29 protein-coding genes and 1 tRNA gene are annotated in these 21,467 nt (G+C 68.0%); 19 read left to right on the top strand and 11 right to left on the bottom strand.

The genetic code is table 11. The features are described 5' to 3' along the window. The first annotated feature begins 7 nt into the window (after positions 1–7). Positions 8–415 (top strand): type II toxin-antitoxin system HicB family antitoxin, encoded by a 408-nt coding sequence (locus E3U25_RS07070; protein WP_116220800.1) that lies wholly within the window; start codon positions 8–10, stop codon positions 413–415. Between the two features lie 17 nt (positions 416–432). Here E3U25_RS07070 and E3U25_RS07075 read toward each other — a convergent pair whose 3' ends face one another. From E3U25_RS07075 to E3U25_RS07085, 3 genes are read right to left on the bottom strand one after another with little or no spacing between them, the layout of a single operon-like run. After that, the gene (locus E3U25_RS07075) at positions 433–789 is read right to left on the bottom strand and encodes a hypothetical protein (protein ID WP_116220799.1); all 357 of its coding nucleotides are present in this window, start codon (positions 787–789) and stop codon (positions 433–435) included. Beyond that, on the bottom strand, positions 786–938 hold the full coding sequence (locus tag E3U25_RS07080; protein WP_166435389.1) for a hypothetical protein: 153 nt from the start codon (positions 936–938) through the stop codon (positions 786–788). The genes E3U25_RS07075 and E3U25_RS07080 overlap by 4 nt, the downstream gene beginning before the upstream one ends. Next, positions 938–1,207, bottom strand: coding sequence for a hypothetical protein (locus tag E3U25_RS07085; protein ID WP_116220798.1), 270 nt, complete (start codon positions 1,205–1,207; stop codon positions 938–940). Before E3U25_RS07085 ends, E3U25_RS07080 begins: the two co-directional genes overlap by 1 nt. Positions 1,208–1,534: 327 nt before the next feature. Between E3U25_RS07085 and E3U25_RS07090 the strand changes: the two genes are divergently transcribed. The 16 genes from E3U25_RS07090 (at position 1,535) to E3U25_RS07165 (ending at position 9,235) form a co-directional block, all read left to right on the top strand. Beyond that, positions 1,535–1,996: a helix-turn-helix domain-containing protein gene (locus E3U25_RS07090; RefSeq protein WP_147304447.1), complete on the top strand. Its 462-nt coding sequence runs from the start codon at positions 1,535–1,537 to the stop codon at positions 1,994–1,996. 568 nt (positions 1,997–2,564) lie between these two features. Next, positions 2,565–2,831 (top strand): hypothetical protein, encoded by a 267-nt coding sequence (locus E3U25_RS07095; RefSeq protein ID WP_116220795.1) that lies wholly within the window; start codon positions 2,565–2,567, stop codon positions 2,829–2,831. Then, complete coding sequence (locus tag E3U25_RS07100; protein ID WP_116220794.1) at positions 2,828–3,220, top strand: hypothetical protein; 393 nt, start codon at positions 2,828–2,830, stop codon at positions 3,218–3,220. Before E3U25_RS07095 ends, E3U25_RS07100 begins: the two co-directional genes overlap by 4 nt. After that, positions 3,217–3,381 (top strand): hypothetical protein, encoded by a 165-nt coding sequence (locus E3U25_RS07105; protein ID WP_166435388.1) that lies wholly within the window; start codon positions 3,217–3,219, stop codon positions 3,379–3,381. The genes E3U25_RS07100 and E3U25_RS07105 overlap by 4 nt, the downstream gene beginning before the upstream one ends. 177 nt (positions 3,382–3,558) lie before the next feature. Beyond that, positions 3,559–3,759 (top strand): hypothetical protein, encoded by a 201-nt coding sequence (locus E3U25_RS07110; protein WP_072462872.1) that lies wholly within the window; start codon positions 3,559–3,561, stop codon positions 3,757–3,759. A gap of 3 nt (positions 3,760–3,762) precedes the next feature. Further along, complete coding sequence (locus tag E3U25_RS07115; RefSeq protein ID WP_116220793.1) at positions 3,763–4,089, top strand: hypothetical protein; 327 nt, start codon at positions 3,763–3,765, stop codon at positions 4,087–4,089. Positions 4,090–4,116: 27 nt separating this feature from the next. Continuing rightward, positions 4,117–4,968, top strand: coding sequence for a DUF2303 family protein (locus tag E3U25_RS07120; protein ID WP_116220792.1), 852 nt, complete (start codon positions 4,117–4,119; stop codon positions 4,966–4,968). A 66-nt stretch (positions 4,969–5,034) separates the two neighbouring features. Further along, on the top strand, positions 5,035–5,322 hold the full coding sequence (locus tag E3U25_RS07125) for a hypothetical protein (RefSeq protein WP_116220791.1): 288 nt from the start codon (positions 5,035–5,037) through the stop codon (positions 5,320–5,322). Then, positions 5,319–5,750, top strand: coding sequence for a hypothetical protein (locus E3U25_RS07130; RefSeq protein WP_116220790.1), 432 nt, complete (start codon positions 5,319–5,321; stop codon positions 5,748–5,750). Before E3U25_RS07125 ends, E3U25_RS07130 begins: the two co-directional genes overlap by 4 nt. Next, on the top strand, positions 5,747–6,142 hold the full coding sequence (locus E3U25_RS07135; RefSeq protein WP_116220789.1) for a hypothetical protein: 396 nt from the start codon (positions 5,747–5,749) through the stop codon (positions 6,140–6,142). Before E3U25_RS07130 ends, E3U25_RS07135 begins: the two co-directional genes overlap by 4 nt. After that, the gene (locus tag E3U25_RS07140) at positions 6,135–6,302 is read left to right on the top strand and encodes a hypothetical protein (protein ID WP_166435387.1); all 168 of its coding nucleotides are present in this window, start codon (positions 6,135–6,137) and stop codon (positions 6,300–6,302) included. Before E3U25_RS07135 ends, E3U25_RS07140 begins: the two co-directional genes overlap by 8 nt. Continuing rightward, positions 6,295–6,582 carry a hypothetical protein gene (locus tag E3U25_RS07145; protein ID WP_116220788.1) on the top strand — a complete coding sequence of 96 codons (288 nt, stop codon included), beginning with the start codon at positions 6,295–6,297 and terminating at the stop codon, positions 6,580–6,582. The genes E3U25_RS07140 and E3U25_RS07145 overlap by 8 nt, the downstream gene beginning before the upstream one ends. Continuing rightward, positions 6,582–7,289 carry a hypothetical protein gene (locus E3U25_RS07150; protein WP_116220787.1) on the top strand — a complete coding sequence of 236 codons (708 nt, stop codon included), beginning with the start codon at positions 6,582–6,584 and terminating at the stop codon, positions 7,287–7,289. The genes E3U25_RS07145 and E3U25_RS07150 overlap by 1 nt, the downstream gene beginning before the upstream one ends. A 243-nt stretch (positions 7,290–7,532) precedes the next feature. After that, positions 7,533–7,784 (top strand): hypothetical protein, encoded by a 252-nt coding sequence (locus E3U25_RS07155; protein ID WP_116220785.1) that lies wholly within the window; start codon positions 7,533–7,535, stop codon positions 7,782–7,784. Positions 7,785–7,827: 43 nt separating this feature from the next. Beyond that, on the top strand, positions 7,828–8,100 hold the full coding sequence (locus tag E3U25_RS07160; protein ID WP_083539167.1) for a helix-turn-helix transcriptional regulator: 273 nt from the start codon (positions 7,828–7,830) through the stop codon (positions 8,098–8,100). Next, positions 8,090–9,235, top strand: coding sequence for a tyrosine-type recombinase/integrase (locus tag E3U25_RS07165; protein ID WP_116220784.1), 1,146 nt, complete (start codon positions 8,090–8,092; stop codon positions 9,233–9,235). The genes E3U25_RS07160 and E3U25_RS07165 overlap by 11 nt, the downstream gene beginning before the upstream one ends. 3 nt (positions 9,236–9,238) lie before the next feature. On the opposite strand, the gene E3U25_RS07170 is transcribed toward E3U25_RS07165, so the two are convergent. Continuing rightward, positions 9,239–9,313 (bottom strand) — tRNA-Val (locus E3U25_RS07170). 168 nt (positions 9,314–9,481) lie between these two features. Then, positions 9,482–10,348, bottom strand: coding sequence for an NAD(P)-dependent oxidoreductase (locus E3U25_RS07175; RefSeq protein ID WP_116220783.1), 867 nt, complete (start codon positions 10,346–10,348; stop codon positions 9,482–9,484). Positions 10,349–10,477: 129 nt separating this feature from the next. Between E3U25_RS07175 and E3U25_RS07180 the strand changes: the two genes are divergently transcribed. Then, entirely contained in the window at positions 10,478–12,934 is a 2,457-nt protein-coding gene (locus E3U25_RS07180) for a penicillin acylase family protein (protein ID WP_116220782.1), read from the top strand. A 63-nt stretch (positions 12,935–12,997) separates the two neighbouring features. Further along, a complete protein-coding gene (locus E3U25_RS07185) occupies positions 12,998–13,945 on the top strand; it encodes a nucleoside hydrolase (protein WP_116220781.1) in 948 nt (315 codons plus the stop codon). Positions 13,946–13,975: 30 nt separating this feature from the next. Here the strand turns inward: E3U25_RS07185 and E3U25_RS07190 are convergent, their stop codons facing one another. The 6 genes from E3U25_RS07190 to uppS all read right to left on the bottom strand — a co-directional run bounded on the left by E3U25_RS07190 (position 13,976) and on the right by uppS (position 21,465). Beyond that, positions 13,976–14,944, bottom strand: a complete 969-nt coding sequence (locus tag E3U25_RS07190; RefSeq protein WP_244294888.1) for an OmpH/Skp family outer membrane protein — start codon at positions 14,942–14,944, stop codon at positions 13,976–13,978. Further along, positions 14,944–17,277, bottom strand: a complete 2,334-nt coding sequence (gene bamA / locus E3U25_RS07195; RefSeq protein WP_036754698.1) for an outer membrane protein assembly factor BamA — start codon at positions 17,275–17,277, stop codon at positions 14,944–14,946. The genes E3U25_RS07190 and bamA overlap by 1 nt, the downstream gene beginning before the upstream one ends. Before the next feature lie 103 nt (positions 17,278–17,380). Then, entirely contained in the window at positions 17,381–18,706 is a 1,326-nt protein-coding gene (rseP, locus tag E3U25_RS07200; protein ID WP_116221675.1) for an RIP metalloprotease RseP, read from the bottom strand. Then, a complete protein-coding gene (dxr, locus tag E3U25_RS07205) occupies positions 18,703–19,875 on the bottom strand; it encodes a 1-deoxy-D-xylulose-5-phosphate reductoisomerase (RefSeq protein WP_036754701.1) in 1,173 nt (390 codons plus the stop codon). Before dxr ends, rseP begins: the two co-directional genes overlap by 4 nt. A 4-nt stretch (positions 19,876–19,879) precedes the next feature. Then, positions 19,880–20,734: a phosphatidate cytidylyltransferase gene (locus E3U25_RS07210; protein ID WP_116220780.1), complete on the bottom strand. Its 855-nt coding sequence runs from the start codon at positions 20,732–20,734 to the stop codon at positions 19,880–19,882. Beyond that, a complete protein-coding gene (gene uppS, locus E3U25_RS07215; RefSeq protein ID WP_072462786.1) occupies positions 20,731–21,465 on the bottom strand; it encodes a polyprenyl diphosphate synthase in 735 nt (244 codons plus the stop codon). Before uppS ends, E3U25_RS07210 begins: the two co-directional genes overlap by 4 nt. Between the last annotated feature and the right edge of the window lie 2 nt (positions 21,466–21,467).

The following is a 21,467-nucleotide window of genomic DNA, read 5'->3' on the forward strand; positions in this document are numbered from 1 at the left end:
GACCACCATGCGTTACGTTGCTTTCCTGCACACCGATGAAGCCGGCGGCTTCGGCATCAGCTTTCCCGATTTCCCCGGCGCCATCTCGGACGGCGACACCGTTGAACAGGCCATCCAGCGCGGCGAGCGGGCACTGGCCTTCCATGTCCAGGGCATGCGCGAGGACGGCCTCGACGTCCCGGCCCCCCGCAGTGTAGACGACATCCTGGCCGATCCCGACCTTGCCGAATGGCGCGAGGGCGCACAGATCGCCCATGTGGCGCTGATTCTGGATCGCGGATCGCCCAAGCGGGTGAACATTTCCCTGGACCCTGGCCTCCTGGACGCCATCGACGCCGAGGCGGCGCGGCGCGGCATGACGCGCAGCGCGTTCCTGTCCTCGGCCGCGCGCGCGGAAATCCATGCGGCGCACTGAGGAGGGCCCCGCCAGGATCATGCCGGCACCCCGCCGACCTGCTTGGCCATCAGGGCACGTATCAGCCCATCAACATTTCCGGCCCTGATATAGCGATGCGCCGCCTTGCTGCTGATGCCGAGATCATGCGCCATCGCCTGGATGGAGTTCCACCGACGCCCGCACAAAGACACCTGCCTGCCGCGACGGCCGGGCTTCTGGTTGTGGCCGCCCGAGCCGATGCCGAGGCGAGAAAGATCACCATGCCGGTCGAGGTGATAAAGCACAGTGCGCGCATTGACACCCGCAGCCTCGGCCACGGCGGCCGCGCCCCGATACTGCTGGCCTTTCCAGATGTAGAGGCCGCCGCCACAGCCTTTGCGCGAACTGCTCATTGCTTCCGCGCCCCCTTGATCTTGCTGAAAAACTTTTCCGACTGCGACTTGAATCGATCCGCCGCTGCCGAGGACTCGCCGGCCAGCCGCAGGGCCCGCCGATGGCGGGCCGCGTAATACCGCTGGGCGATGCGCCACCAGACCCGCATCACTGCACCTCCGGATCGATGACCTGGAACACGGCTTCGGCGCCGACCAACGCGATCACCTTCAGGACATAGCGGAAATGCGGGGCGTTCTCGCGGCGCAGCCAGTTGCGCACCGTGCGAGAGGTCACCGGACGGCTGTCCGAGGTCAGAACCTCGGCCGCAAGCTCGGCCAGTTCGTTCTCGCTCCGCGCCTCGGGAAAGGCCCGCCAGAGCAGCCCGGCGAACCAGGCGCGCTCGGCCTCCTCGCCGCCGCATTTTCGGAAAGACATTTCAGATGGTCCTGTGCTGTTGTGTCCCCGTGCAGAAGAACGATCACCAGAACGGAAAGAGGGCGCGGGATGATGGACAGTCATGCCGCGTCCTCGGAGGTGGGGGAGATAAAATCGGGGAAAAAGTGTCCGGGGGTAAGCGGTATGCCGCGCTTCACAGCCTGCTGGAGCAGCCTTCCTTGCACGTCCGCGGGAATCGCGCCATCGGCACCGCCCCGGTCCTTTGGATATGCCCATCGCCGGACGCGCGAAACGTCGCGGCCGGTCATCTCAGCAACGGCCTGCGGACCGCCGCAGATCTGAATGATTGTGTGCGCAGGTTCCATCATGGCGACAAATGATGCGATTATCGCACCATTTGTCAACCGCCAATCGTGCGAAAATCGCCCGTATCATTCACGTGCGATTTCCGCAACATCTCACACCATGGAGAAGATCGATCGCCACTGGATTAGAGCGCGCCTAGCTGGAATGCCTCGCGGAACACAGAAGAGGCTTGCTGATCATCTCGGCATTGCAAGCAACATGATGTCAAAAATCATGTCGGGGAAGCGCCTCCTTCAGCAAGATGAGGTGCCGAAGGTATTGTCGTTCTTCAACGCCAGAATCATCGCCGATGAGGGCATAGCGCGCGACCGGGAGGTGTTGCTGCGGGGGGTCGATCAACTGAACAGCGATGGATTACGGCTTCTACAAAGGCAGTTGGATGAGATGCTTCAAACTCCATCTCTTGTTGAGCGAGACGAAAGCACTCCGCCAACCAATGGGCCCGGTGAGGGGGTAGACTGAGGATGGCCCTTTCCACCGCTTTCCTAAGCTCTTCTTCGGTCACCCCGCCCTCCGACTCGCAAGAACATATCAAGAACTTTAGGCAATCATCCGCCGATCCATCAACCCTGAAGATACAAGATGGCCCGAAGGCAGCGTGCTTGTCCGCCGCTACTACCGGCATGAAACCGACGCCTTGTTCAGCGATCCCCTCGTCTGGGTCGCAGGCGCACAGATCGTATTGCTGCTTTTGCTCTGGCTCGCTTGGCGCTTCGTTGACCTGGCCAGAGGCGGCGAAGACGATAATCACCGGACCACCCGCTAACAGTGCGGCCGCAATCATGGCGCCCAAAATCTCCTGAACCGCACCGCGCATAGGCACCCCTAGGCCCGCTACCCGGCGGGCTTTTTCATGCGCCGAGGCCCGGCGCTGGCAGGTGCGCATCGTCGCCCACCCTGCTGGCAGGATAGCGAGCGCGAATCGGGCTGTCAGCCCTAATAGTGCGATTATCGCATTTTGATGCTTGACCATATGATGCGATAATCGCACATTCGGTCCATCGGCACCCCGCCGACTGGGAGACCTCTGGTGACGACAGCACCCCTCAAGACCGAGACGCAGGCGGCCGAGGCTTCGGCTGCTGGTGATTTGATGGTTCGTTTTCGCGATGGGCAGGATCTCACGATCCTCAACGTCAGCGCGAAGGACGCTGACACGCTGTTTGGGCACTTGGCCAACATGCCCATGGACGGAATTTCGAACTGCTTTGCGGCCATTCGCCAGCCCGAGCGGTCCGTGGCCATCAACCTGGTTGATGTGTCCGCCGTCCGGTTTAAGCGCCGGGGTGCAGCATGACCCCCGCTCGCAATCACGGCTCGGCTCTGGATGCGCGCCGGCGGCGGGTCGAGGCAGAGGCCGAGGAGATCGCTCTGCGCGGGATGCATTATCGGCGCGGGGCTGGTGTGCCGGTGCATGACCATGCGCCCGACGATCTGGTGCGCATCCGTGGCGTTCCCGAGGCCGGGCTTGGCTGGGGCGAACCCGATCAGCGGCGGCCGGTGTCCTGGGCGGTGGTCTTTGTCTGGCTCGGCGTGGTGCTGCTTGTGATCCTGGGGATCGGGATCGGAGTGTTGCTCGGTCAGATCGACTGGGGCGCGGTGCTGGACCTGCTGTCGCCGACAGCCGTGCAGGCTCGCGAGGCGGGCTGGGTGGCGCTGTCGGAGCGGGCGGGAGTTCGGCCGTGACGATCCTGGACCCGCAGCTGATGGCCGAGCGCGCGCCTGCGCTGATCGAGGAGAACCTGCGCTTGCGGGATCTGGTTCGGCGCATGACCGAGCAGCTGGCGCATCTGGGAAATTCCGAATTGCTGGTCGAAGCCCGCAAGGTGCTTGCCGATCAGGTCTGAGATTGTCGGAGGGCTTCGGTCCTTCGTCGAGTTGGGTGTGCCTGGCTGCTTTCGTCGCACCCTTACTGGCTGGCCGCTCTGGCTTGAGCTTCCTCCCTCCCTCCCGTGTCCAGGGCGGCCAGCACCTTTCCTTTCACACCGTGCCCGGCGGTTCCGGGCTTTGCATAGGAGAAACGCATGAACCGCCTTTTGAAGTGGCTCCGCCACGATCACCTGCCGCCGCATCTGCAGGCGGTGGTGAAGCCCATCGACGCTCTGGCGCAGGAGATGGACGGCACGCTTGCCGAGGGTGCCGAGAAGACCGCCGGGATGCGCAAGCTGGTCGAGGCCAAGGATTGCTTCGTCCGCGCGCGGATCGAGCAGGACGAGGAGGCCTGAGGCATGGCCCGCCACGAGCTCAACTTCCTCGAATTCATCCAGGGCTTTCGCCGCGGCGAGCTGCTGGAGACCGGCGATCAGAAGCTGTCCGAGCTGATTGAGGCGATCCGCGAGACCGGCAACGGCGGCAGCCTGTCGATGAAGGTCAGCATCAAGGTGAACAAGGCCGGCCAGCTCGAAGTGGTGCCCGATATCACCATCAAGAAGCCGACGCGCAGCATGGGCACCGGCATCTATTTCGCGACCGACGATGGCCGGCTGACCCGGCGCGATCCCAACCAGATGGATTTCGAGGACGAGCTGGAGCGCCGCCGTTCCAGCGAATCCTGATCCACGCCTATCGCCAAAGGAGGCACCATGGCACAAGCACCCGGAACCCCGCCCTATGTCGTGTTCGAGGCCGAACCCCAGAAGGCTCTCGACGCGGCGATGGAAGCCGCACGCATCGCATCGCCGGTGATCGACGGCCCGGACGGCCGCACCTGGGCGGCCCTGCCCGAGCGCATCAAGCTGCATGACATCAGCGACCCCAATCGGCTGGCCTCGCGTGTGCGCCAGACGGTCACCGTCGATGATCGCGCGTCGCTCTCGGCCTATGCCAACCGCTACAAGTCCGGGCGGTCCATCATCATCGCGGACTTCGACGCGCTGACGATCTCGGCTCGGCTGGACTGGCATGAGCACAACCAGGGCGAAGCCTTCCCGGAACCGGGCCACAATGCCCATGCCGTGACGCTCGCCCTGCGGCCATCCGAGGAGTTTTCCCGCTGGGACGAGATGGAGGGCAAGATCCATCCGCAGGCGGATTTTGCGCGGTTCCTGGAAGAGAACAGCGTCGATGTCGGCACGCCCGAAGCCGCGACCATGATCGAGATCAGCCGGGATTTCGAGGCGACGGTGGGGCAGGTCTACAAATCCGCCGTGCGCCTGGACAATGGCGACCGCAAGCTTGTGTTCGAAAGCGATACCAAGGTTCAGGAGGGGGTGATCATCCCCGAGAAGTTCACTCTCTCGATCCCGATCTACAACGGCGAGGAGCCCGAGGAACTGACCTGCCTGTTCCGCTGGCGCGCGGCTGGTGGCGGTGGTGTCGGGTTGGGCTTCCAGTGGCATCGCGTCGAATACCAGCGCCGCGCGCACTTCACGCAGATCGCCACCGCGGCCAGCGAGGAGACCGGCCTGCCGGTCTATATGGGCCGGTTTTCCTGACCCTTCCGGTGTGTCGCCCCGCGCGGGCGGCCATCCAGAATGGTCAGCTGTCAGGAGGCACCGATTATGAACACGGCGCATCGCCTTGAGTTCTTTACCGACGCGGATGGCGAACCTTGGGCGTGCTTTGCCTGGGGCGACGTGCGGCCCGAAACGATCACGCGCGAGCGGATCCTCGAAGCGGCAGCATATTATGCCGACTACTCCGAGGACGATCTGCCCCTTGAGGATTTCGAGGTGACGCGCTTCTGGATCCGCAACAGCGGATCTTCGGCCGAATTCGACGAAATGTGGTGCCGCTGCCTGGCCGAGGATGATCGCGCGGTTCTGGTCACGGGGGTGCAATTCCAATGATCGGGACAGAACTTCTTCCCTGCCCGTTCTGCGGCGGGACCGCGAGCTACACCGGCGCGGCCGTCCGGTGCAACAACTTCGCGTGCAACACCATCATGACGCCACGGTGGACGAAGGATGTCGTCGGCTCGGCCAAGGGAGGCCCAGATGTGCGGTTTGCCCTGGCGAAGGCGGATTGCACGAGGCGGTGGAACCAGCGCGCTGAGCTGGCACCGGGGATCGCGGAGGCGGCGAAGGTGCTGCTGGATGCTTGCCCGAATCCGGTCTTCGACCACCTAAAGCCCGTCCTGATGGGCGAGGTGACGGAGACCATCGAATACACCGACGAGGACGGCGAGGAAGCGAGCTACAAGCGGTCGGTGTCCTGGACTGCAATGAAGCAGATCATCACGCTCGCCCTGCGCGCACTGTCGGAGGGCCGGGCATGACCGGCCCCATCGTATCTGTCGAGATCGGCCGCAGTACCTGGCAGGGGCCGGCCGAGGAGGCGCCGGGGCGCGAGGGGGAAAATGCGCGCCTAGCAACTCGCGAGGAACTCCTGGCCGGCGAAATCCTCGCCGAGCTTACCCGCGCCCGCGCGAAATTCCCCGGCAAGAACGTCACCTTCGCCGCTCTGGTCGAGGAGGTCGGCGAACTGGCGACGGCCACGTTTGAGGAAAGCGCGGACCGGGTGCGCAAGGAGGCCGTGCAGGTCGCGGTCATGGCAATGCGCATGGTCCTGGACGGCGATCACTGCTTTGAGCCGTGGCGGGCCGAGAAGGGGCTTGATCCGCTCGATCCGGAGTTGCGCGCGCAGGCGGAGGGCCGGGACCATGTCTGATCGCTGGATCAAGCAGCCCGGACCCGGCCAGATGCGCGGCGAAGGCGAATGGGTCGAATTCCTCGGCACCGACGCGGAATGGGAATGGCTGCGCGGCACGGGGTTTCCGCCGACCGCGGAGGGAGAGAAGCCGGAGGAATGCGAGGTGGGCGATGGCTGACGACGACTATTTCACCGTGCTGCCCACGTCCTGCACGATACCGACTCGCGGCGCCCTTGCGATCTACTGCGGCGACAAGCCGCGCCGCACGGCAGATGGCCGCACGTCCATTCCGCTGCGGGCACCGCTGCTGCTGATGCCGCAGGATATGTGGGCCGATCCCGAAGAGACGATGCTGAAGGTGGCCGACGTGTTGAACCGGCACGCCGCTGTGTTCTTCCCGTCCGCGGAAGAACGTCAGGCGGAACATGACCGGGCCGTTTTGGCGGGAGAGCGGTGATGGCTGACCGTCCCATCCTCTTTTCCGCCCCCATGGTCCGCGCCATCTTGCGCGAGATCGCGGCGCCCGGCACCGGCAAGACGCAGACGCGGCGTCTCCTCAATGTGGACCCTGCTTGGCATCTTGACCAGCGCCGCCGGGCGGCCGCCGAGGCCGGGCACTACTGGTTCACCGAGGATCTGGACATGCCGGGCGGCCTGCATGTCGTTCCGCGCTTCGCCCCCGGCGACCGCCTCTGGGTGCGCGAGGCATGGTGCCTTGATGCCCAGATGGATCATGTTGCACCCTCGAAATGCTCGCCCTATGAGCCGCGTGGGTATCCGGCGAATGACTGGATCATCGAGCCCGCCTGCATGATGATCCGTGCCGGAAAGTTACGCCCCGGCATCCACATGCCTCGCTGGGCCAGCCGCCTGACCCTGCACGTCACCGATGTGCGCGTGCAGCGGCTGCAGGACATCAGCGAGGACGATGCGCGGGCCGAGGGCATCGAGCGGCTGAAAAGTGGCAGGGGCTACTACGACCATACCGTCAGTAAGGGCGCGGTGCGGGCGGGCATTTGGCACCATAAGGCGACTGATGCATTCGAGGTTCTCTGGGACAGCCTGAACGCCGAGCGCGCGCCCTGGGCCAGCAACCCGTGGGTGGTCGCGGTGACCTTCCGGCCGGTGCTCACCAACATCGACAGCGAGGAGGGCCAGGCATAATGCCGATATATCCGCCCCGCCCTGATCCCTTCGAATGCGCCATCTGCGGCAAGCAGCGGCCGCTGCGCTGGCAAGACCCTGCGCAAACGGACTATCCGCCGATCTGCTGGGGATGCGAACAGCACTCCTATCGCACCGGCCCGATCAACCGGAACCCGGACATGCGGATCGTCAAGCAGATCGGCGCGCTAGCCGAGGTCATTGCCGACGAAGCCAATCGGAAAATCTATCAGGAGGCTCGCTATGGCTGAGCGGGACTATGTCAGCACGCCGGTCGCAGACAGCCTGGGACTGCGGGATATCATCCTCGGGCTTGCCGCCGACCTCCAGCAGCTGCGCGACGGCAAGATCAGTCCGAACGAGGCTCTCGCCCGCGCTGCGCTAGCAAAGCAGATGTTCAACGGCGTCCGGCTCTACATGCAGGCGGTGAAGACGATCGAGGCCGCCGCGCGCGATGTCAGCGCGCCGACGGCGATCGAAGGGGGCGGGGAATGACCTGCCAGCATCTGTTGATCGAAGAAGAGAGGAGGATGGCGTGATGGGCAAGCACCAGCACATTCAGCCAGCGACAGTGCCCGAGCGCGTCACCCTGGAGCCGCGCATTATCGCCTATGTCGGCTCCAGGACGCTTTGCGAGATGCTCGATATCAGCGAGAGCACGCTGTGGGAGTGGGTGCGCAAAGGCCACCTGCCCCGGCCTGTGAAGATCGGGGTTTCCTCGCGATGGAAATGGGCGGAAGTTGAGAAGCGGATCGCCCCCGAGGATCAGGGCGATGACGATCCGATCTTGAGGGCGAGCCGTGGCGGCTGAACTGAGGCTTGAAAAATACGTGCAGCGCAAGGTTCGCGCCGGCCGGGAGTTCTTCTATTTCAGGGTGGTGCGTAACGGCAAAGAGGAGCGGGCGCCGCTGCCGCACCCGTTCTCGGCCGAATACCGCGCCGCATATGACGATGCGCACCGCAAGGTGTTTGGTGCGGCACCTGGCGAGGCCGAAAGTCCGACAGGCATCGCCGCCATGATTCGCCAGCACCGGGACAGCGAGCGGTATAAGACGCTGCCCAGACAGTCCAAGGCGATGCGCGATTTGGCGCTGGCGCTGATGGAAGCGCGCTGGGGCAGCTTCGAGGCCGGGGCGATCCGGCCGATCCATGTGCAGGCGCTCTATGACAGCCTCGCGGATCGACCGGCCACGGCCAACCGTCGACTGGACGATATCAGCGCTGTTTTTGCATGGAGCAAGCCGCGCGGCTTTGTCGATGCCAACCCGTGCAGCGGGATCGATCGCGTGCAGAGCGAGGGGGCTTATGAGCCCTGGCCGGAGGATGCGCTGCAAACGCTGATCGGAAAGGGTAAGCGGGAGATCGTCAAGGTCGCCCTGGTCGCCATCTACACCGGCCAGCGGCGCGGCGACGTGGTGCTGCGCCTGAGCGACAGCCGGATTGACGGCGGGACCTGGTATCTCCAGCAGGGCAAGACCCGCAACGCTACGCCGATTCCGCTGCACCCGGTGGTGCTGTCGATCCTGGACATGGAGCGTGCCGGGCGCCGAAAGGCCGGCGTCGTGGATCCGCGCCGCCCGCTGCTGACCAACTCGCGCGGCCGGCCGTGGACGAGCAGCGGCTTCGGAGCTTCATGGCGAACCGAACTGATTCGCCTTAAGCTGAGACCGGATCGAAAGGACAAATATGAGGAGGGGGCGTTCGCACCGACCTTCCACGGCCTGCGGCACACGAACGCGACCCAGATCGCCAATGCCGTGGCCAGGAACCCCGAGGTGTTCGGCGGCATCCAGCGGGTGAAATCGATGCTGGGCCACCTGTCCGAGAAGATGGCGAAGCACTACGCGCGCCGGGCCGAGGTCGAGCATATGAACGCCGAAACCCTGCTGCTGATCCCCGAGATCGGCAGCACGCCGGCATGGATCGGGGAGCAGGATGAGGCGTGAAAATGGTGGGGCGGGAGGGGATCGAACCCCCGACCAACACGGTGTAAACGTGTCGCTCTACCGCTGAGCTACCGCCCCGATTGGGAACACGGCTTGCAGAATTGGGAACAAGCCGTGATTTTGCCTTTAGTTTCCGGGCGCTTCGCGGTCAAGCGTCTCAGTGTAAACGAGACGCTCTACCAACTGAGCTAACCGCCCCCGTGCCGGCTGATAGCGCGATCCCGGCGTCCTTGGCAAGCACGGGCGTCACCGGCGCAGCCGCGCGATCAGCGACGAGGTGTCCCAGCGCCCGCCGCCCATGGCCTGCACCTCCTTGTAGAACTGGTCGACCAGCGCCGTCACCGGCAGGCTTGCCCCGGTCTCGTCGGCGGTGGCCAGGCAGATGCCCAGATCCTTGCGCATCCAGTCCACCGCAAAGCCGAAGTCGAAGCGGTTCTCGGCCATGGTCTGGTGGCGGTTCGCCATCTGCCAGCTGCCGGCGGCGCCCTGGCTGATCACCTCGACGACCTCGGGGATCGACAGCCCCGCCTTTTCGGCGAAATGCAGCGATTCCGACAGGCCCTGCACCAGCCCGGCAATGGCGATCTGGTTGCACATCTTGGTCAGCTGCCCCGCGCCCGAGGGGCCCATGAGCTTGCAGATCTTGGCATAGGCGGCGATCACCGGCTCGGCGCGGTCGTAATCGGCCTGCGCGCCGCCGCACATCACCGAAAGCTGGCCGCCCTCGGCCCCCGCCTGCCCGCCCGAGACCGGCGCATCGACGAAGCCCAGCCCGGCCTCGGCAGCGACCGCGGACAGTTCGCGCGTGACCGCGGCCGAGACCGTGGTGTGATCGACGAAGACCGCGCCCCGGCCCATGCCGGCAAAGGCGCCCGTCTCGCCCAGGCAGACCTGGCGCAGGTCGTCGTCATTGCCGACGCAGGCCATGACGAATTCGACGCCCCCGGCCGCCTCGCGTGCGGTGGCGGCCAGGCGGCCCTTGTGGCGCGCGGCCCAGGCCTCGGCCTTGGCGGGGCTGCGGTTCCAGACCGTCACCTCATGCCCGGCCGCGGCCAGGTGGCCCGCCATCGGAAAGCCCATCACCCCAAGTCCCAGAAATGCCACCCGCGCCATCAGATTCTCCCTTTCGTGTCGAAAAGGCGCGTTGATCCGGCCCGCGCCCTGCCCTATTCACCCCGATGAATTTCATCACCCGGCGCGGGGGTCAACCTCTCGTGCCCAAGCTCGGGACCGTGCCTTTTCATGGTGACACTTTTCCGCTGGCTTGTGCGCCTGACGGTCGGGCTGATCCTGCTGACCCTGGCGCTGGTGACGCTGGCCTGGTATTTCGCCATCCGCTCCTTGCCCGATTACGACGGCAGCTATGCGGTCCAGGGCATCTCGGCCCCGGTCGAGATCGTGCGCACGACCGAGGACGTGCCGCATATCTTCGGCCAAAGCGACCGCGACGTGTTCTTTGCGCTCGGGCTTGCCCATGCCCAGGACCGGCTGTTCCAGATGACCGTGCTGCGCCGTGCGGCCCAAGGCCGGCTGGCCGAGATCTATGGCATGGGCGCGCTGCCCGCCGACGACCTGGCACGCCGGCTGGGGCTTTACCGCAATGCCCGCGCCTCGCTCGAGGCCCAGGACCCCGAGGTGCTGGACGCGCTGCAAGCCTATGCCGCGGGCATCAACGCCTGGATCGAGCAGGTCAACCTGGGCGCGCGCGGGCGCGGGGCGCCGGAGTTCTTCCTTTATCCCGACGACATCGCCTATTGGGAACCGGCGGATTCGCTGGCGATCCTGAAGCTGCTGGCGGCCTCGTCCAGCGTGCAGCTGCGCCGCGAGGTGCTGCGCGCGCGGCTGTCTCTGGCCGCGCCCGAACGCGGGCAGGATCTGGTCGCCATGCCGGGCGAGCCGCCGCTGCCCGGCTATGCCGCGCTTTTTCCGGGCGCCCGCTTTGCCGCCCCGGAACGCGGCGCCGGGCCGCGGGACTGGACGGCGACGCTGGCCGGCTATCTGGCGCCGGCGGCGGGGGCCTCGGCCAACGGCTTTGCCGCCGCGGCCGGCCGCACGGCGGCGGGAGGGGCGCTGCTGGCCAATGACCCGCAATTCGCCCTGACCGCGCCGGGCCTGTGGTATCTGGCACGGATCGAGCTTGGCTCGGGCGGGGTGATCGGCGGCACCATCCCCGGCATTCCCGCGGTGCTGTCGGGTCGCAATACCGGCCTGGCCTGGGGCATCACCCCGGCCTGGATCGACGACCAGGACCTGTATATCGAGGAGGTCCAGCCCGGCGATCCCAACCGCTATCGCGGCGCGCAGGGCTGGACCGAGTTCGCGACCCGGCGCGAGACCCTGCGCATCCGCGGCGCCGAGCCGCAGACCATCACCCTGCGCGAGACCGAGAACGGCCCGGTCATCCCCGCCGCGCATCTGGACCTTGCCAGCATCCTGCCGGCCGGCCATGTCGCGGCGCTGTCCTGGACCGGCGGCCATGGCGAGGACCGCAGCATGTCGGCGCTGATCGGCCTGATGCGGGCGCAGGACCGCCAGGCGGCGACACAGGCGCTGCGCGGCATGGTCGCCCCGGCCCTGACGGTGACGCTGGCCGATGCGCGGGGCGTGGGCCAGGTGCTGGCCGGCGCCCTGCCGCAGCGTCCCGCCGGGCACCAGACGGCGGGACGCATGCCCGCGCCAGGCTGGGTCGTGCAGAACCGCTGGCAGGGGCTCGACCCCGCACCGTCCGAACTGGCCGAGCTGAGCCCCGAAAGCGGCATCGTCGCCGCAACCGGCGCGGCCGAGCCGGGCTGGGCCGGGCTGGGCCACGACCGGGCCGACGGCTACCGACTGGGCCGGCTGCGCCACCTGATCGAATCGCGCGAGGTGCATTCGCGCGACAGCTTCATCGCCGCGCAGACCGACATCGTCAGCCCGGTGGCCCGCGGCCTGCTGCCGCTGGTCGGGGCCGAGCTGTGGTTCACCGGCGAACCCGCGGCCCAGGGCACGCCCGAGCGGCTGCGCCAGGATGCGCTGGCGCTGCTGGCCAATTGGGACGGCGCGATGAGCGAGCATCTGCCCGAGCCGCTGATCTATGCCGCCTGGATGCGGGCCTTGCAGGACCGGCTGGTGCGCGACGACCTCGGCCCGCTGGCGCAGGACCTGACCGAGCTGTTCCCCGTTTTCATCGACCGGGTGTTTCGCGACGCCGGCGGCGCCTCGGAATGGTGCGACATCCGCCAGTCCGCCCCTGTCGAGACCTGCACCCAGATCGCCCGGCAGGCGCTGGACGCGGCGCTGCTGGACCTGGTGGCGCGCTTCGGCCCCGACCTTGCCAGCTGGCGCTGGGGCGACCTGCACCGCGCCCGCCATGTTCACCCGGCGCTGGGGGACATGCGCGGCATCTCCTATATCGTGAACCTGATCCAGCCGACCTCGGGCGGCGAGGCGACGATCGCCCATGCCGGCTTCCTGGGCCGGGGCCGCAATCCCTGGCTGAACGTGACCGGGGCCGCCTATCGCGGCGTCTATGACCTGGCCGACCCCGACAGCTCGGTCTTCGTCATCTCGACCGGGCAATCGGGCCATCCCTTTTCGCGCCATTACGACGACATGGCCGAGCTGTGGCGGCGCGGCGAATACGTGGTCATGTCGCTGGACCCGGCGCTGGCGCGGGCGGCGGCGGCGGGCATCACCCACCTGCAACCGGCCGGCGACTAGGGGGCTTGCATCCCGCGCCCGGCCGGGCTTCCCTGCGGGCCGGGACGCAGCGAAGGACAGCCCATGGCGCGCAAGATCATCATCGACACCGACCCCGGCCAGGACGATGCCGTGGCGATCCTGCTGGCCCTGGCCAGCCCCGAGATCGAGGTGCTGGGCCTCGGCGCGGTCGCCGGCAACGTGCCGCTGCACCATACCCAGCGCAATGCCCGGATGGTCTGCGAACTGGCCGGCCGACCCGACCTGCCGGTCCATGCCGGCTGCGACGCGCCGCTGCACCGCAAGCTGATCACGGCCGAGCATGTGCATGGCAAGACCGGGCTCGACGGCGTCACCCTGCCCGAGCCGACCATGCCGCTCGCCCCCGGCCATGCCGTCGATTTCCTGATCGAGACCCTGCGCCGCGAAAAGCCGGGCAGCGTGACGCTGGTGCCGATCGGCCCCCTGACCAATATCGCCACCGCCTTCCTGCGCGCGCCCGACATCATCCCGCGGGTGCAGGAAATCGTGCTGATGGGCGGCGCCTATTTCGAGGTGGGCAACATCACCCCCACCGCCGAGTTCAACATCCATGTCGATCCCGAGGCGGCGAAGATCGTCTTTGCCAGCGGCGCACCGCTGACGGTGATGCCGCTCGACGTGACGCATCGCGCCCTGACCAGCCGCGCCTGGGTCGAGGGCATGCGCGCCATGGGTCGCGTCGGCCAGGCCGTCGCCAGCTGGACCGATTTCTTCGAACGCTATGACCGCGAGAAATACGGCAGCCAGGGCGCGCCGCTGCACGACCCCTGCACCATCGCCTGGCTGCTGAAGCCCGAGCTGTTCACCGGCCGCTATATCAATGTCGAGATCGAGACCCAGGGCGAATACACCCTGGGCATGACAGTCGCCGACTGGTGGCGGGTCAGCGGCCGGACGCCCAACGCCACCTTCATCCGCGAGGTCGAGGCCGATGCCTTCTTCGCGCTGCTGACGGAACGGATCGGCGATCTGGACCGCAGGGTCGGATAGCAGCCACACCTGCCGCGGGCGGGTGGGGGTTTATTCCTCCGCCCCGCCGGGCCTGGGGTCGGGTGCCGCGGGGGGCTCGGAGGCCGCATCGTCCCGCGCCGCATCGTCTCCCGGCACCGACAGATCCTGTCCCGAGCCATCCTGCGCCGCATCGTTCCCCGTCTGCACCGGCGCATCCGCCTTGGGCGGGTCGGCCAGCGGGCCCGCGCCGTCCCCCGGCTGGGGGTCGGGTTCGGGTGCCGCCGGGGATTCGGGGGCCGCATCATCCCGCGCCGCATCGTCACCCGGCGCCCGCGCGTCCTGCCCGTCCTGTCCCGAGCCATCCTGCGGCGCGCCGTTCCCCCTCTGCACCGGCGCATCGGCCTTGGGCGGATCGGCCAGCGGGCCCGCGCCGATCTCGCGGTCGATGCGCTCGATCAGCACCTCGGTGACGTCGATGGATTGCGAGGCGACGAAGATCGCGCGCTGGTCCAGCACCACCACCGCGCCCCGCTCGCGCATCACCGCCGCCAGGACCGGCAGCACGGCGCGGAAGAAGGCCTGGCGCTCTTCCTCGGCCTCGGCCTGCAAGGCGCGGGGGGCGGCGTCGCGGGCGCGGCGCACCTCGACCACGCGCTTGTCGAACTCGTCGGCCCGCTTGCGGAACTCGTCGGGCGGCAGGGTCTGGCGCAGCGCCGTCAGCTCCTGCTCCTCGGCGGCGAACTGCTCGACCAGCCGCTCGTTCTCGGCCGCGATCTCGCTTCCGCGCCGCTCCAGCTCGGCCTGCACGCGCTGGCCCCAGCGCGAATGCAGATACAGCGCATCCTGGTCCAGCGTCAGGACCGGCAGCACCGCCTGGCCGTTCGGGGGCGGCGTCTCGACCACGATGGGCGCCGCCTCGGGCGTGGGCGTCCCGGCCTGCCCGGAAGGCTGCTCGGGCACGGGCTGGGCGGGCGCGCGCGCCGGCACCGCCAGCAGCGCGGCCAGGGCCAGCGCCGCGATGCCGCGTCCCCCTGCCATCAGAACCGGGTCGAAATCGTCAGGTCGAAGGACTGCTCTTCGTCGTAATCCTCTTTCTTGAGGGCCTTGGCGAAGTTGAAGCGCAGCGGCCCGATCGGCGTGGTCCAGAAGATCGAGGCGCCGACCGCGGCGCGGACCTTCATGCCGTCGTCGACCTCGACCCCGTTGGTGCCGCTGGTCCGGTCCAGCCCCCAGACCGAGCCGGCATCGGCGAAAAGCCCGCCGGTGATGCCGTATTCCTCGGGCAGGCCCAGAGGGAATTGCAGCTCGGTGCGCAGCGCCCAGAAATAATTGCCGCCAAGCGCATCCTCGTTCGGCGCCGCCAGGTCACGCGGACCCAGGCCGTTCGGCTCGAAGCCGCGGATCTTGCCGTTGCCGGTAAAGCGGTTCAGGAAACGGCTGTCCTCGTCGTCCAGCATATGCACGGCCCCGGTCTCGAACTCGGCCAGCATGGTCACGTTCTCGCGCCAGGCGCGGCTTTCGACGCCGGCGTAAAGCGTGCTGGTGACGGATTTCACGTCGCCGCCCAGGCCGGCGAAATCCTGGCCGGCGCGCAGCCGGTAGCTGGTCACCGGGTCCAGCCCGGCGATGCGGCTGTCATAGCTGTAGGTATAGCCAAGCGCCGAGGTGAAATAGCCACCCTGCTCGTCATAAAGGATCTGCGACGAACCGACGAAGTTGCCTTCGGAATCCTCATGAGGCTCTTCGACGTCGAACAGCGTATCCTTGCTGAGCTTGTAGCGCAGTTCCAGCCGGCCGTTCTCGGAAACCGGGAATTCGATTCCGGTCAAGAAACCCACGGTGCGGGTGTTGTAGTCGGAATTCAGCCGGTCGGTTGTGTTGTACCAGGCCTGCACCCGCGCCCGCAGGTCGCGGCCGAGGAAATAGGGCTCGACGAAGGTCAGGCCCGAGCTTTGCGTATCCGTGCCGGTCGAAAAGGCCAGGTCCACCTGTTGCCCGCGGCCCAGGAAGTTCTTTTCCGACAGCGAGATATTGAAGCCGACGCCGGTCGAGACGCCATAGCTGACGCCGAAGTTCAGGCTGCCGGTCGGCTGCTCCTCGACGTTCACGTCGACGATCACCTGCTCGGGCGTCGAGCCCTGGCGGCTTTCGGCCTGCACATCGGCGAAATAACCCAGCGCGCGCAGCCGCTCGGCCGAGTTGCGGATCTCGCGCGGGTTGAAGGGGTCGCCCTCTACGGTGGCGAACTGGCGCCGGATCACCTCGTCCAGGGTGGTGGTGTTGCCCTCGATGTCGATGCGCTCGACGAAGACGCGCGGGCCGCGGGTCAGGGCAAAGGTCAGGTCCAGGGTCTGGCTGCGCTCGTTGCGGGTGACGCGCGGCTCGATACTGACGAAGTCCAACCCCTTGCGCAGCGCCAGCGCCTCCATCCGGCGGATGGTGGTGTCGATGTCGGTCGGGTTGTAGACCGCGCCGCGCTTGACCCGGTTCTGGGCGGCGAATTCCGCCGCATCGACGCCGGGAATTTCGCTGACGGTGTTGATGGTGCCGAAGGTATAGCGCGGGCCTTCGTGGATCTGGAAGGTGATGTAGAAGGCGTCGCGTTCCCGCGCCAGTTCCGGCGCCACCGCCTGCACGCGGAAATCGGCATAGCCGCGCGAGCGGTAGAAATCGGTCAGCAGCTTTTCGTCCAGCGGCACCCGCTCGGGGGCGAAGGTGTCGCGGCGGATGAAGGTGCGCAGGATGCCGGCCTGCTTGGTTTGCAGCACGTTGCGCAGCCGGCGGTCGGAAAAGGCGCGGTTGCCGACGAAGCCGATGCGCTCGATCTCGGTCACGTCGCCTTCGCGGATCTCGAAGACCAGGTCGACCTGGTTGCTGCCGCGGCGGATGATGCGCGGATCGACGCGGGCGGCCAGGCGCCCCTGCGAGGCATAGACCTGGCTGATCGCGGCGGCATCGGCCTCGGCCTGGGCGGGCGAATAGACCCGGCGCGACTGCGATTTGACGATCTCGGCCAGGTTCTCGTCCTTGAGCCGCTTGTTGCCTTCGAAGGCGACGGTGTTGATGGTGGGATATTCCGCCACCCTGACCACCAGCGTCCCGCCCGAGGGCACCAGTTCGACCGTCTCGAACAGCCCGGAATTCTGCAGCCGCTGCATGGCGTCGTTCAGCGCCCCGGCCGAGACGTCCTGGCCGCGCGGCAGGTCCAGGTAGGAGAGGATCGTGGCCGGCTCGATGCGCTGGTTGCCTTCGATCCGCACGTTGCTGAAGACAAGGGCCGAGGCGGGGGTCGCCACCATCGCGACCGGCGCGGCCACCGCCAGCGCCGAGATCAGCGCCAGCGCGCCCTTGCCGAGTTTCCTGTCCGTCATCGCCGCCCCTCGCGAATAATGCATTGCCCGGCGGGTTTGCCCCGCCATATTTGCCCCGATGGATACCGCGAAGCGGGCCATGCTGTCAAAAGCCTAGCGCCGCTCAGGGGCAGAAAAGATCGTTGGTGAGGCCCAGAACCATCAGCGACAGAACCGCCGCCAGCCCCAGCGCCGACAGGATGTCCATCACCCGGTCCGAGGGGCGCCGCCCCGCCACGGCCTCGTAGAGATAGAACATCAGGTGCCCGCCATCCAGCACCGGCACCGGCAAGAGGTTCAGGAAACCGATGGCCGCCGACAGCACCGCGATCCACCAGATGAAGTTGCTGCCCCCCGCCGAAGCCGCCTGCCCCGTGGTCTCGGCGATCGAGATCGCGCCGCCCAGGTTGCAGCTGCCGATCTGGCCGGTGATCATCGCCCAGAGCCCCGAGACGGAGGAGGCGATGATGTCCCAGGTGCGCGCGGCGCCGATCCCCAGCGCCTCGGCGGCGCCGGCGGGCCGGGTCGCCGGCTCGAAATAGGTGCCGCCGCCGGTCACGCCGATCAGCCAGCGCCGGGTATAGCCGTCGTCGGTGGGCAGATCCTGCTCGCGCGCGGCCAGGGTATAGTCGGCCTCGCCCTCGCCCTCGCGCCAGACCTTCAGCAGCACCGGCCGGCCCTCGGCCTTGGCCACATGCTCGCGCAGCTCGTCGAAGCGCGAGACGGGGGCGCCGTCCATGGCCAGGATCACGTCGCCCGGCTTCAGCCCCGCCGTGGCCGCCGGGCTGCGCGGCGCAATGCCGATGACCAGCGGCGGCATCGGATGCGGGCCGGGCACGGTGATCCGCGCGCCGTCGCGCAGCACGGTCCAGTCGTGGCTGGCCCGCGCGGGCAGGTCGGCCGCGGCCGTGCCGAGGTCGCGCCAGCTTTCGACCGGCCGGCCGTCCAGCGCCAGGACGCGGTCGCCGGTCTGCAGCCGCATCTCGATGCCGGGCGGCGTCGGGTGCAGCCGGCCCACCTCGACCTCATCGACCGGCAGCCCTTGCCAGATCGCCATGCCGGCAAAGACCAGGATCGACAGCGCGAAGTTGAAGACCGGACCCGCCGCCACCGTGGCGAAGCGCGCCCAGAGCGGCGCGCCGGTCAGGCTTTGGCGCGCACGGGCCGGCTCGACCGGCACCGAGCCGGCGCTGGCCGCATCCGCATCGCCCAGGAAGCGCACATAGCCGCCCAGCGGCACTGCCGCCACCTGCCACAGCGTGCCATGCCGGTCGCGGCGCGAGACCAGCCGCGGCCCGAAGCCCAGCGAAAAGCACTCGGCCTTGATGCCGCAAAGCCGGCCGACGATGTAATGGCCATATTCATGCACGGTGACGATGACCGACAGCGCGACGACAAAGGCCGCCGCGGTCCAGAGGAATCCGCCCATCGCGTCCAGAACCAGGCTCATGCCGCCCCCTGCCATTGCGCCGCCGCACGCCGGGCGAAGCCGTCCCAATGCAGCACCTCGGCAAGGTCGCGCGGGCTTTGCCCGAAACCCGCCTCGCGCGCGGCCAGCGCCAGCGCATGCTCGACCGCCGGGGCCATGTCGGTAAAGCGGATGCGCCCGGCGATGAAATCGTCCAGCGCCTGTTCCTTGGCGGCGTTCAGCACCGCGCCGGCGGCGCCGCCCGCCTCGATCGCCTCGCGCGCCAGGCGCAGGGCGGGCCAGCGCGCCTCGTCCGGCTGGGCAAAGGTCAGGCTGCCAAGCGCCGCCAGGTCCAGCGCCGGCACCGGCAGCGGCGCGCGCGCCGGCCAGTTCAGCGCATAGCCGATGGCATGGCGCATGTCCGGCGCCCCCAGATGCGCGATGCTGCCGCCGTCGCGATGCGTGACCATGGCGTGGATGATCGACTGCGGATGCACCAGCACCCGCAACCGCTCGACACCAAGGCCAAAGAACTCATGCGCTTCAATGACTTCCAGCGCCTTGTTGAACATGCTGGCGCTGTCGATGGTGATGCGCTGGCCCATGTCCCAGTTCGGATGCCGGCTGGCCTCGGCCACGCTTGCCTGCGCCAGCCGCTCCAGCGGCCAGTCGCGGAAGGCGCCGCCCGAGGCGGTGATGGTCACATGCTCGACGCTTTCGAGGTCTTCTCCCTGAAGCGCCTGGAATATCGCGGAATGTTCGGAATCGACCGGCAGGATGCGGGCGCCGGTCTCGCGGGCGCGGGACATGACCAGCGGCCCGGCGGCGACCAGGGTTTCCTTGTTGGCAAGCGCCAGCGTGCCGCCGCGGTTCAGCACCTCCAGCCCCGGCGGCAAGCCGGCGGCGCCGACGATGGCGGAAAGCGTCCAGTCGGCGGGACGCGCGGCGGCCTCGGCCACGGCCCGCGGCCCCGCGGCGGCCTCGATGCCGCTGCCGGCCAGCGCCGCGCGCAGCTCGGCCAGGCATTGCGGCCAGGCGGTGACGGCGATCTCGGCCCGAAGCGCGCGGGCCATCTGGGCCAGGCGCGCGACATTGGCGCCGCCGGTCAGGGCAATGGTGCGGAACCGCTCGGGCCCGCCGGCCCGCATCACCAGATCGAACGCGCTTTCGCCGACCGACCCGGTCGCGCCCAGCACCGATATGCTGCGCATGCTCTCAGCCTCCGATCACGGGTAAAAGATTGCCGATCAACAACACAAGCGCCACCAGCAGCGCCCCGGCCATGGCGTCGAACCGATCCATCGCCCCGCCGTGGCCGGGGATCAGGTCGGAACTGTCCTTGACCCCGACCCGGCGCTTGAGCCAGCTTTCCGCGATGTCGCCGAACTGCCCGGCCAGCGCCAGCAGCGGGCCCAGCACCAGCACCGGCCAGGGCGCCTGCCCGGCCAGCAGCAGGACCAGCGCCAGCACCAGCGCGCCCACCCAGCCGGCGATGGTGCCGCTCCAGGTCTTCTTGGGGCTGATGGCGGGCCAGAAGCGCGGACCGCCAAAGCGGCGGCCGATGAAATAGCCCAGCACGTCCGACAGCACCACGGTGCCGACGATCCAGGCCAGCGTCGGCAGGCCCATCACCTCGCGGATCACCACCAGCGCATAGCCCGCGCCCAGGATCGCCAGGGTGAACAGCAGATAGGCCGGGCGTTCGTGTTCATGCGTGCCGTGCCAGCCGGCGATCATCGGCACCAGCGCCAGCGCCATCGGCCAGTCGCCCGGCAGCACCAGCATGGCCAGCATCACCAGCCCCGACAGGATGCCGATCAGCACCGGATGGCGCGGGCTGCGGAACTCGGGGTGGCGCCAGCCGGTCAGCCGCGCCAGTTCCCACATCATCGCCCCGATCACGACCGAAACGCCCAGCCGGATCCACAGCCCCGAGGACAGCAGGAGCAGCAGCCCCAGCATCGCCAGCACCACGCCCGACAGCAGGCGCGGCCAGAGATCGGCCCATTTGTCGCGCCCGCGCTGCAAGGCGCCGCGCAGCCGGCCCGGCCGTGGCCCGCCCCCGCTCATGCGCCGCCGAAGCGCCGTTCGCGCAGCCCGTAGCGGTCGAGGATCTCGGCCAGATGCTCGGGCGTGAAATCCGGCCAGAGCGTCTTGGTGAACTCATATTCCGAATAGGCCGCCTGGAAGGGCAGGAAATTCGAGGTCCGCGTCTCGCCCGAGGTGCGGATCACCAGGTCCGGGTCGGGATGGCCGGCAGTGTCCAGGCAATCGGCCAGGTCGGCCTCGGTCGGCTCGGCCACCTCGCCCCGCGCGATGCGGCCGGCCAGCCGCGCCGCGGCACGGGTCAGCTCATCGCGGCCGCCGTAATTGATCGCCACGGTCAGGTTCAGCCGGGTGTTGCCGGCGGTGCGCGCCTCGATCCCGGCCATCAGCCGCTGCAGCTTGGGCTCCAGCCGCTCGCGCCCGCCGATGAAGCGCATGCGAACGCCCTCGGCGGAAAGCCCGTCGGCCTCGCGCTCGATATAGCGGGCGAAGATGCCCATCAGGCCCAGCACCTCCTCGGTCGAGCGCTTCCAGTTCTCGGTCGAGAAGGCATAGACCGTCAGCCAGTTCACCCCCAGGTCGGGGCAGGCGCGCACGATCTGCTTCACGCGCTCGGCGCCGCGCCGATGCCCGACCAGCCGCGGCCAGCCCCGGTTCTTGGCCCAGCGGCCGTTGCCATCCATGATGATGGCGACATGACGGGGCCGCTGGTCCCCTCCGCCGGGCTTGGACAGGCTGGCTGCGATCTCGGCCATGC

Origin of the sequence: Paracoccus versutus (assembly GCF_029909795.1) — a bacterium.
GTDB lineage: Bacteria > Pseudomonadota > Alphaproteobacteria > Rhodobacterales > Rhodobacteraceae > Paracoccus > Paracoccus versutus.

Excerpts from the sequence above, each read along its gene's own strand:
- E3U25_RS07070 (WP_116220800.1), top strand. The coding sequence starts at position 8 with ATGCGTTACGTTGCTTTCCTGCACACCGATGAAGCCGGCGGCTTCGGC.
- E3U25_RS07075 (WP_116220799.1), bottom strand. The coding sequence starts at position 789 with ATGAGCAGTTCGCGCAAAGGCTGTGGCGGCGGCCTCTACATCTGGAAA.
- E3U25_RS07080 (WP_166435389.1), bottom strand. The coding sequence starts at position 938 with ATGCGGGTCTGGTGGCGCATCGCCCAGCGGTATTACGCGGCCCGCCAT.
- E3U25_RS07085 (WP_116220798.1), bottom strand. The coding sequence starts at position 1,207 with ATGTCTTTCCGAAAATGCGGCGGCGAGGAGGCCGAGCGCGCCTGGTTC.
- E3U25_RS07090 (WP_147304447.1), top strand. The coding sequence starts at position 1,535 with ATGGCGACAAATGATGCGATTATCGCACCATTTGTCAACCGCCAATCG.
- E3U25_RS07100 (WP_116220794.1), top strand. The coding sequence starts at position 2,828 with ATGACCCCCGCTCGCAATCACGGCTCGGCTCTGGATGCGCGCCGGCGG.
- E3U25_RS07110 (WP_072462872.1), top strand. The coding sequence starts at position 3,559 with ATGAACCGCCTTTTGAAGTGGCTCCGCCACGATCACCTGCCGCCGCAT.
- E3U25_RS07115 (WP_116220793.1), top strand. The coding sequence starts at position 3,763 with ATGGCCCGCCACGAGCTCAACTTCCTCGAATTCATCCAGGGCTTTCGC.
- E3U25_RS07120 (WP_116220792.1), top strand. The coding sequence starts at position 4,117 with ATGGCACAAGCACCCGGAACCCCGCCCTATGTCGTGTTCGAGGCCGAA.
- E3U25_RS07125 (WP_116220791.1), top strand. The coding sequence starts at position 5,035 with ATGAACACGGCGCATCGCCTTGAGTTCTTTACCGACGCGGATGGCGAA.
- E3U25_RS07130 (WP_116220790.1), top strand. The coding sequence starts at position 5,319 with ATGATCGGGACAGAACTTCTTCCCTGCCCGTTCTGCGGCGGGACCGCG.
- E3U25_RS07135 (WP_116220789.1), top strand. The coding sequence starts at position 5,747 with ATGACCGGCCCCATCGTATCTGTCGAGATCGGCCGCAGTACCTGGCAG.
- E3U25_RS07140 (WP_166435387.1), top strand. The coding sequence starts at position 6,135 with ATGTCTGATCGCTGGATCAAGCAGCCCGGACCCGGCCAGATGCGCGGC.
- E3U25_RS07145 (WP_116220788.1), top strand. The coding sequence starts at position 6,295 with ATGGCTGACGACGACTATTTCACCGTGCTGCCCACGTCCTGCACGATA.
- E3U25_RS07150 (WP_116220787.1), top strand. The coding sequence starts at position 6,582 with ATGGCTGACCGTCCCATCCTCTTTTCCGCCCCCATGGTCCGCGCCATC.
- E3U25_RS07155 (WP_116220785.1), top strand. The coding sequence starts at position 7,533 with ATGGCTGAGCGGGACTATGTCAGCACGCCGGTCGCAGACAGCCTGGGA.
- E3U25_RS07160 (WP_083539167.1), top strand. The coding sequence starts at position 7,828 with ATGGGCAAGCACCAGCACATTCAGCCAGCGACAGTGCCCGAGCGCGTC.
- E3U25_RS07175 (WP_116220783.1), bottom strand. The coding sequence starts at position 10,348 with ATGGCGCGGGTGGCATTTCTGGGACTTGGGGTGATGGGCTTTCCGATG.
- E3U25_RS07180 (WP_116220782.1), top strand. The coding sequence starts at position 10,478 with ATGGTGACACTTTTCCGCTGGCTTGTGCGCCTGACGGTCGGGCTGATC.
- E3U25_RS07185 (WP_116220781.1), top strand. The coding sequence starts at position 12,998 with ATGGCGCGCAAGATCATCATCGACACCGACCCCGGCCAGGACGATGCC.
- E3U25_RS07190 (WP_244294888.1), bottom strand. The coding sequence starts at position 14,944 with ATGGCAGGGGGACGCGGCATCGCGGCGCTGGCCCTGGCCGCGCTGCTG.
- bamA (WP_036754698.1), bottom strand. The coding sequence starts at position 17,277 with ATGACGGACAGGAAACTCGGCAAGGGCGCGCTGGCGCTGATCTCGGCG.
- rseP (WP_116221675.1), bottom strand. The coding sequence starts at position 18,706 with ATGAGCCTGGTTCTGGACGCGATGGGCGGATTCCTCTGGACCGCGGCG.
- dxr (WP_036754701.1), bottom strand. The coding sequence starts at position 19,875 with ATGCGCAGCATATCGGTGCTGGGCGCGACCGGGTCGGTCGGCGAAAGC.
- E3U25_RS07210 (WP_116220780.1), bottom strand. The coding sequence starts at position 20,734 with ATGAGCGGGGGCGGGCCACGGCCGGGCCGGCTGCGCGGCGCCTTGCAG.
- uppS (WP_072462786.1), bottom strand. The coding sequence starts at position 21,465 with ATGGCCGAGATCGCAGCCAGCCTGTCCAAGCCCGGCGGAGGGGACCAG.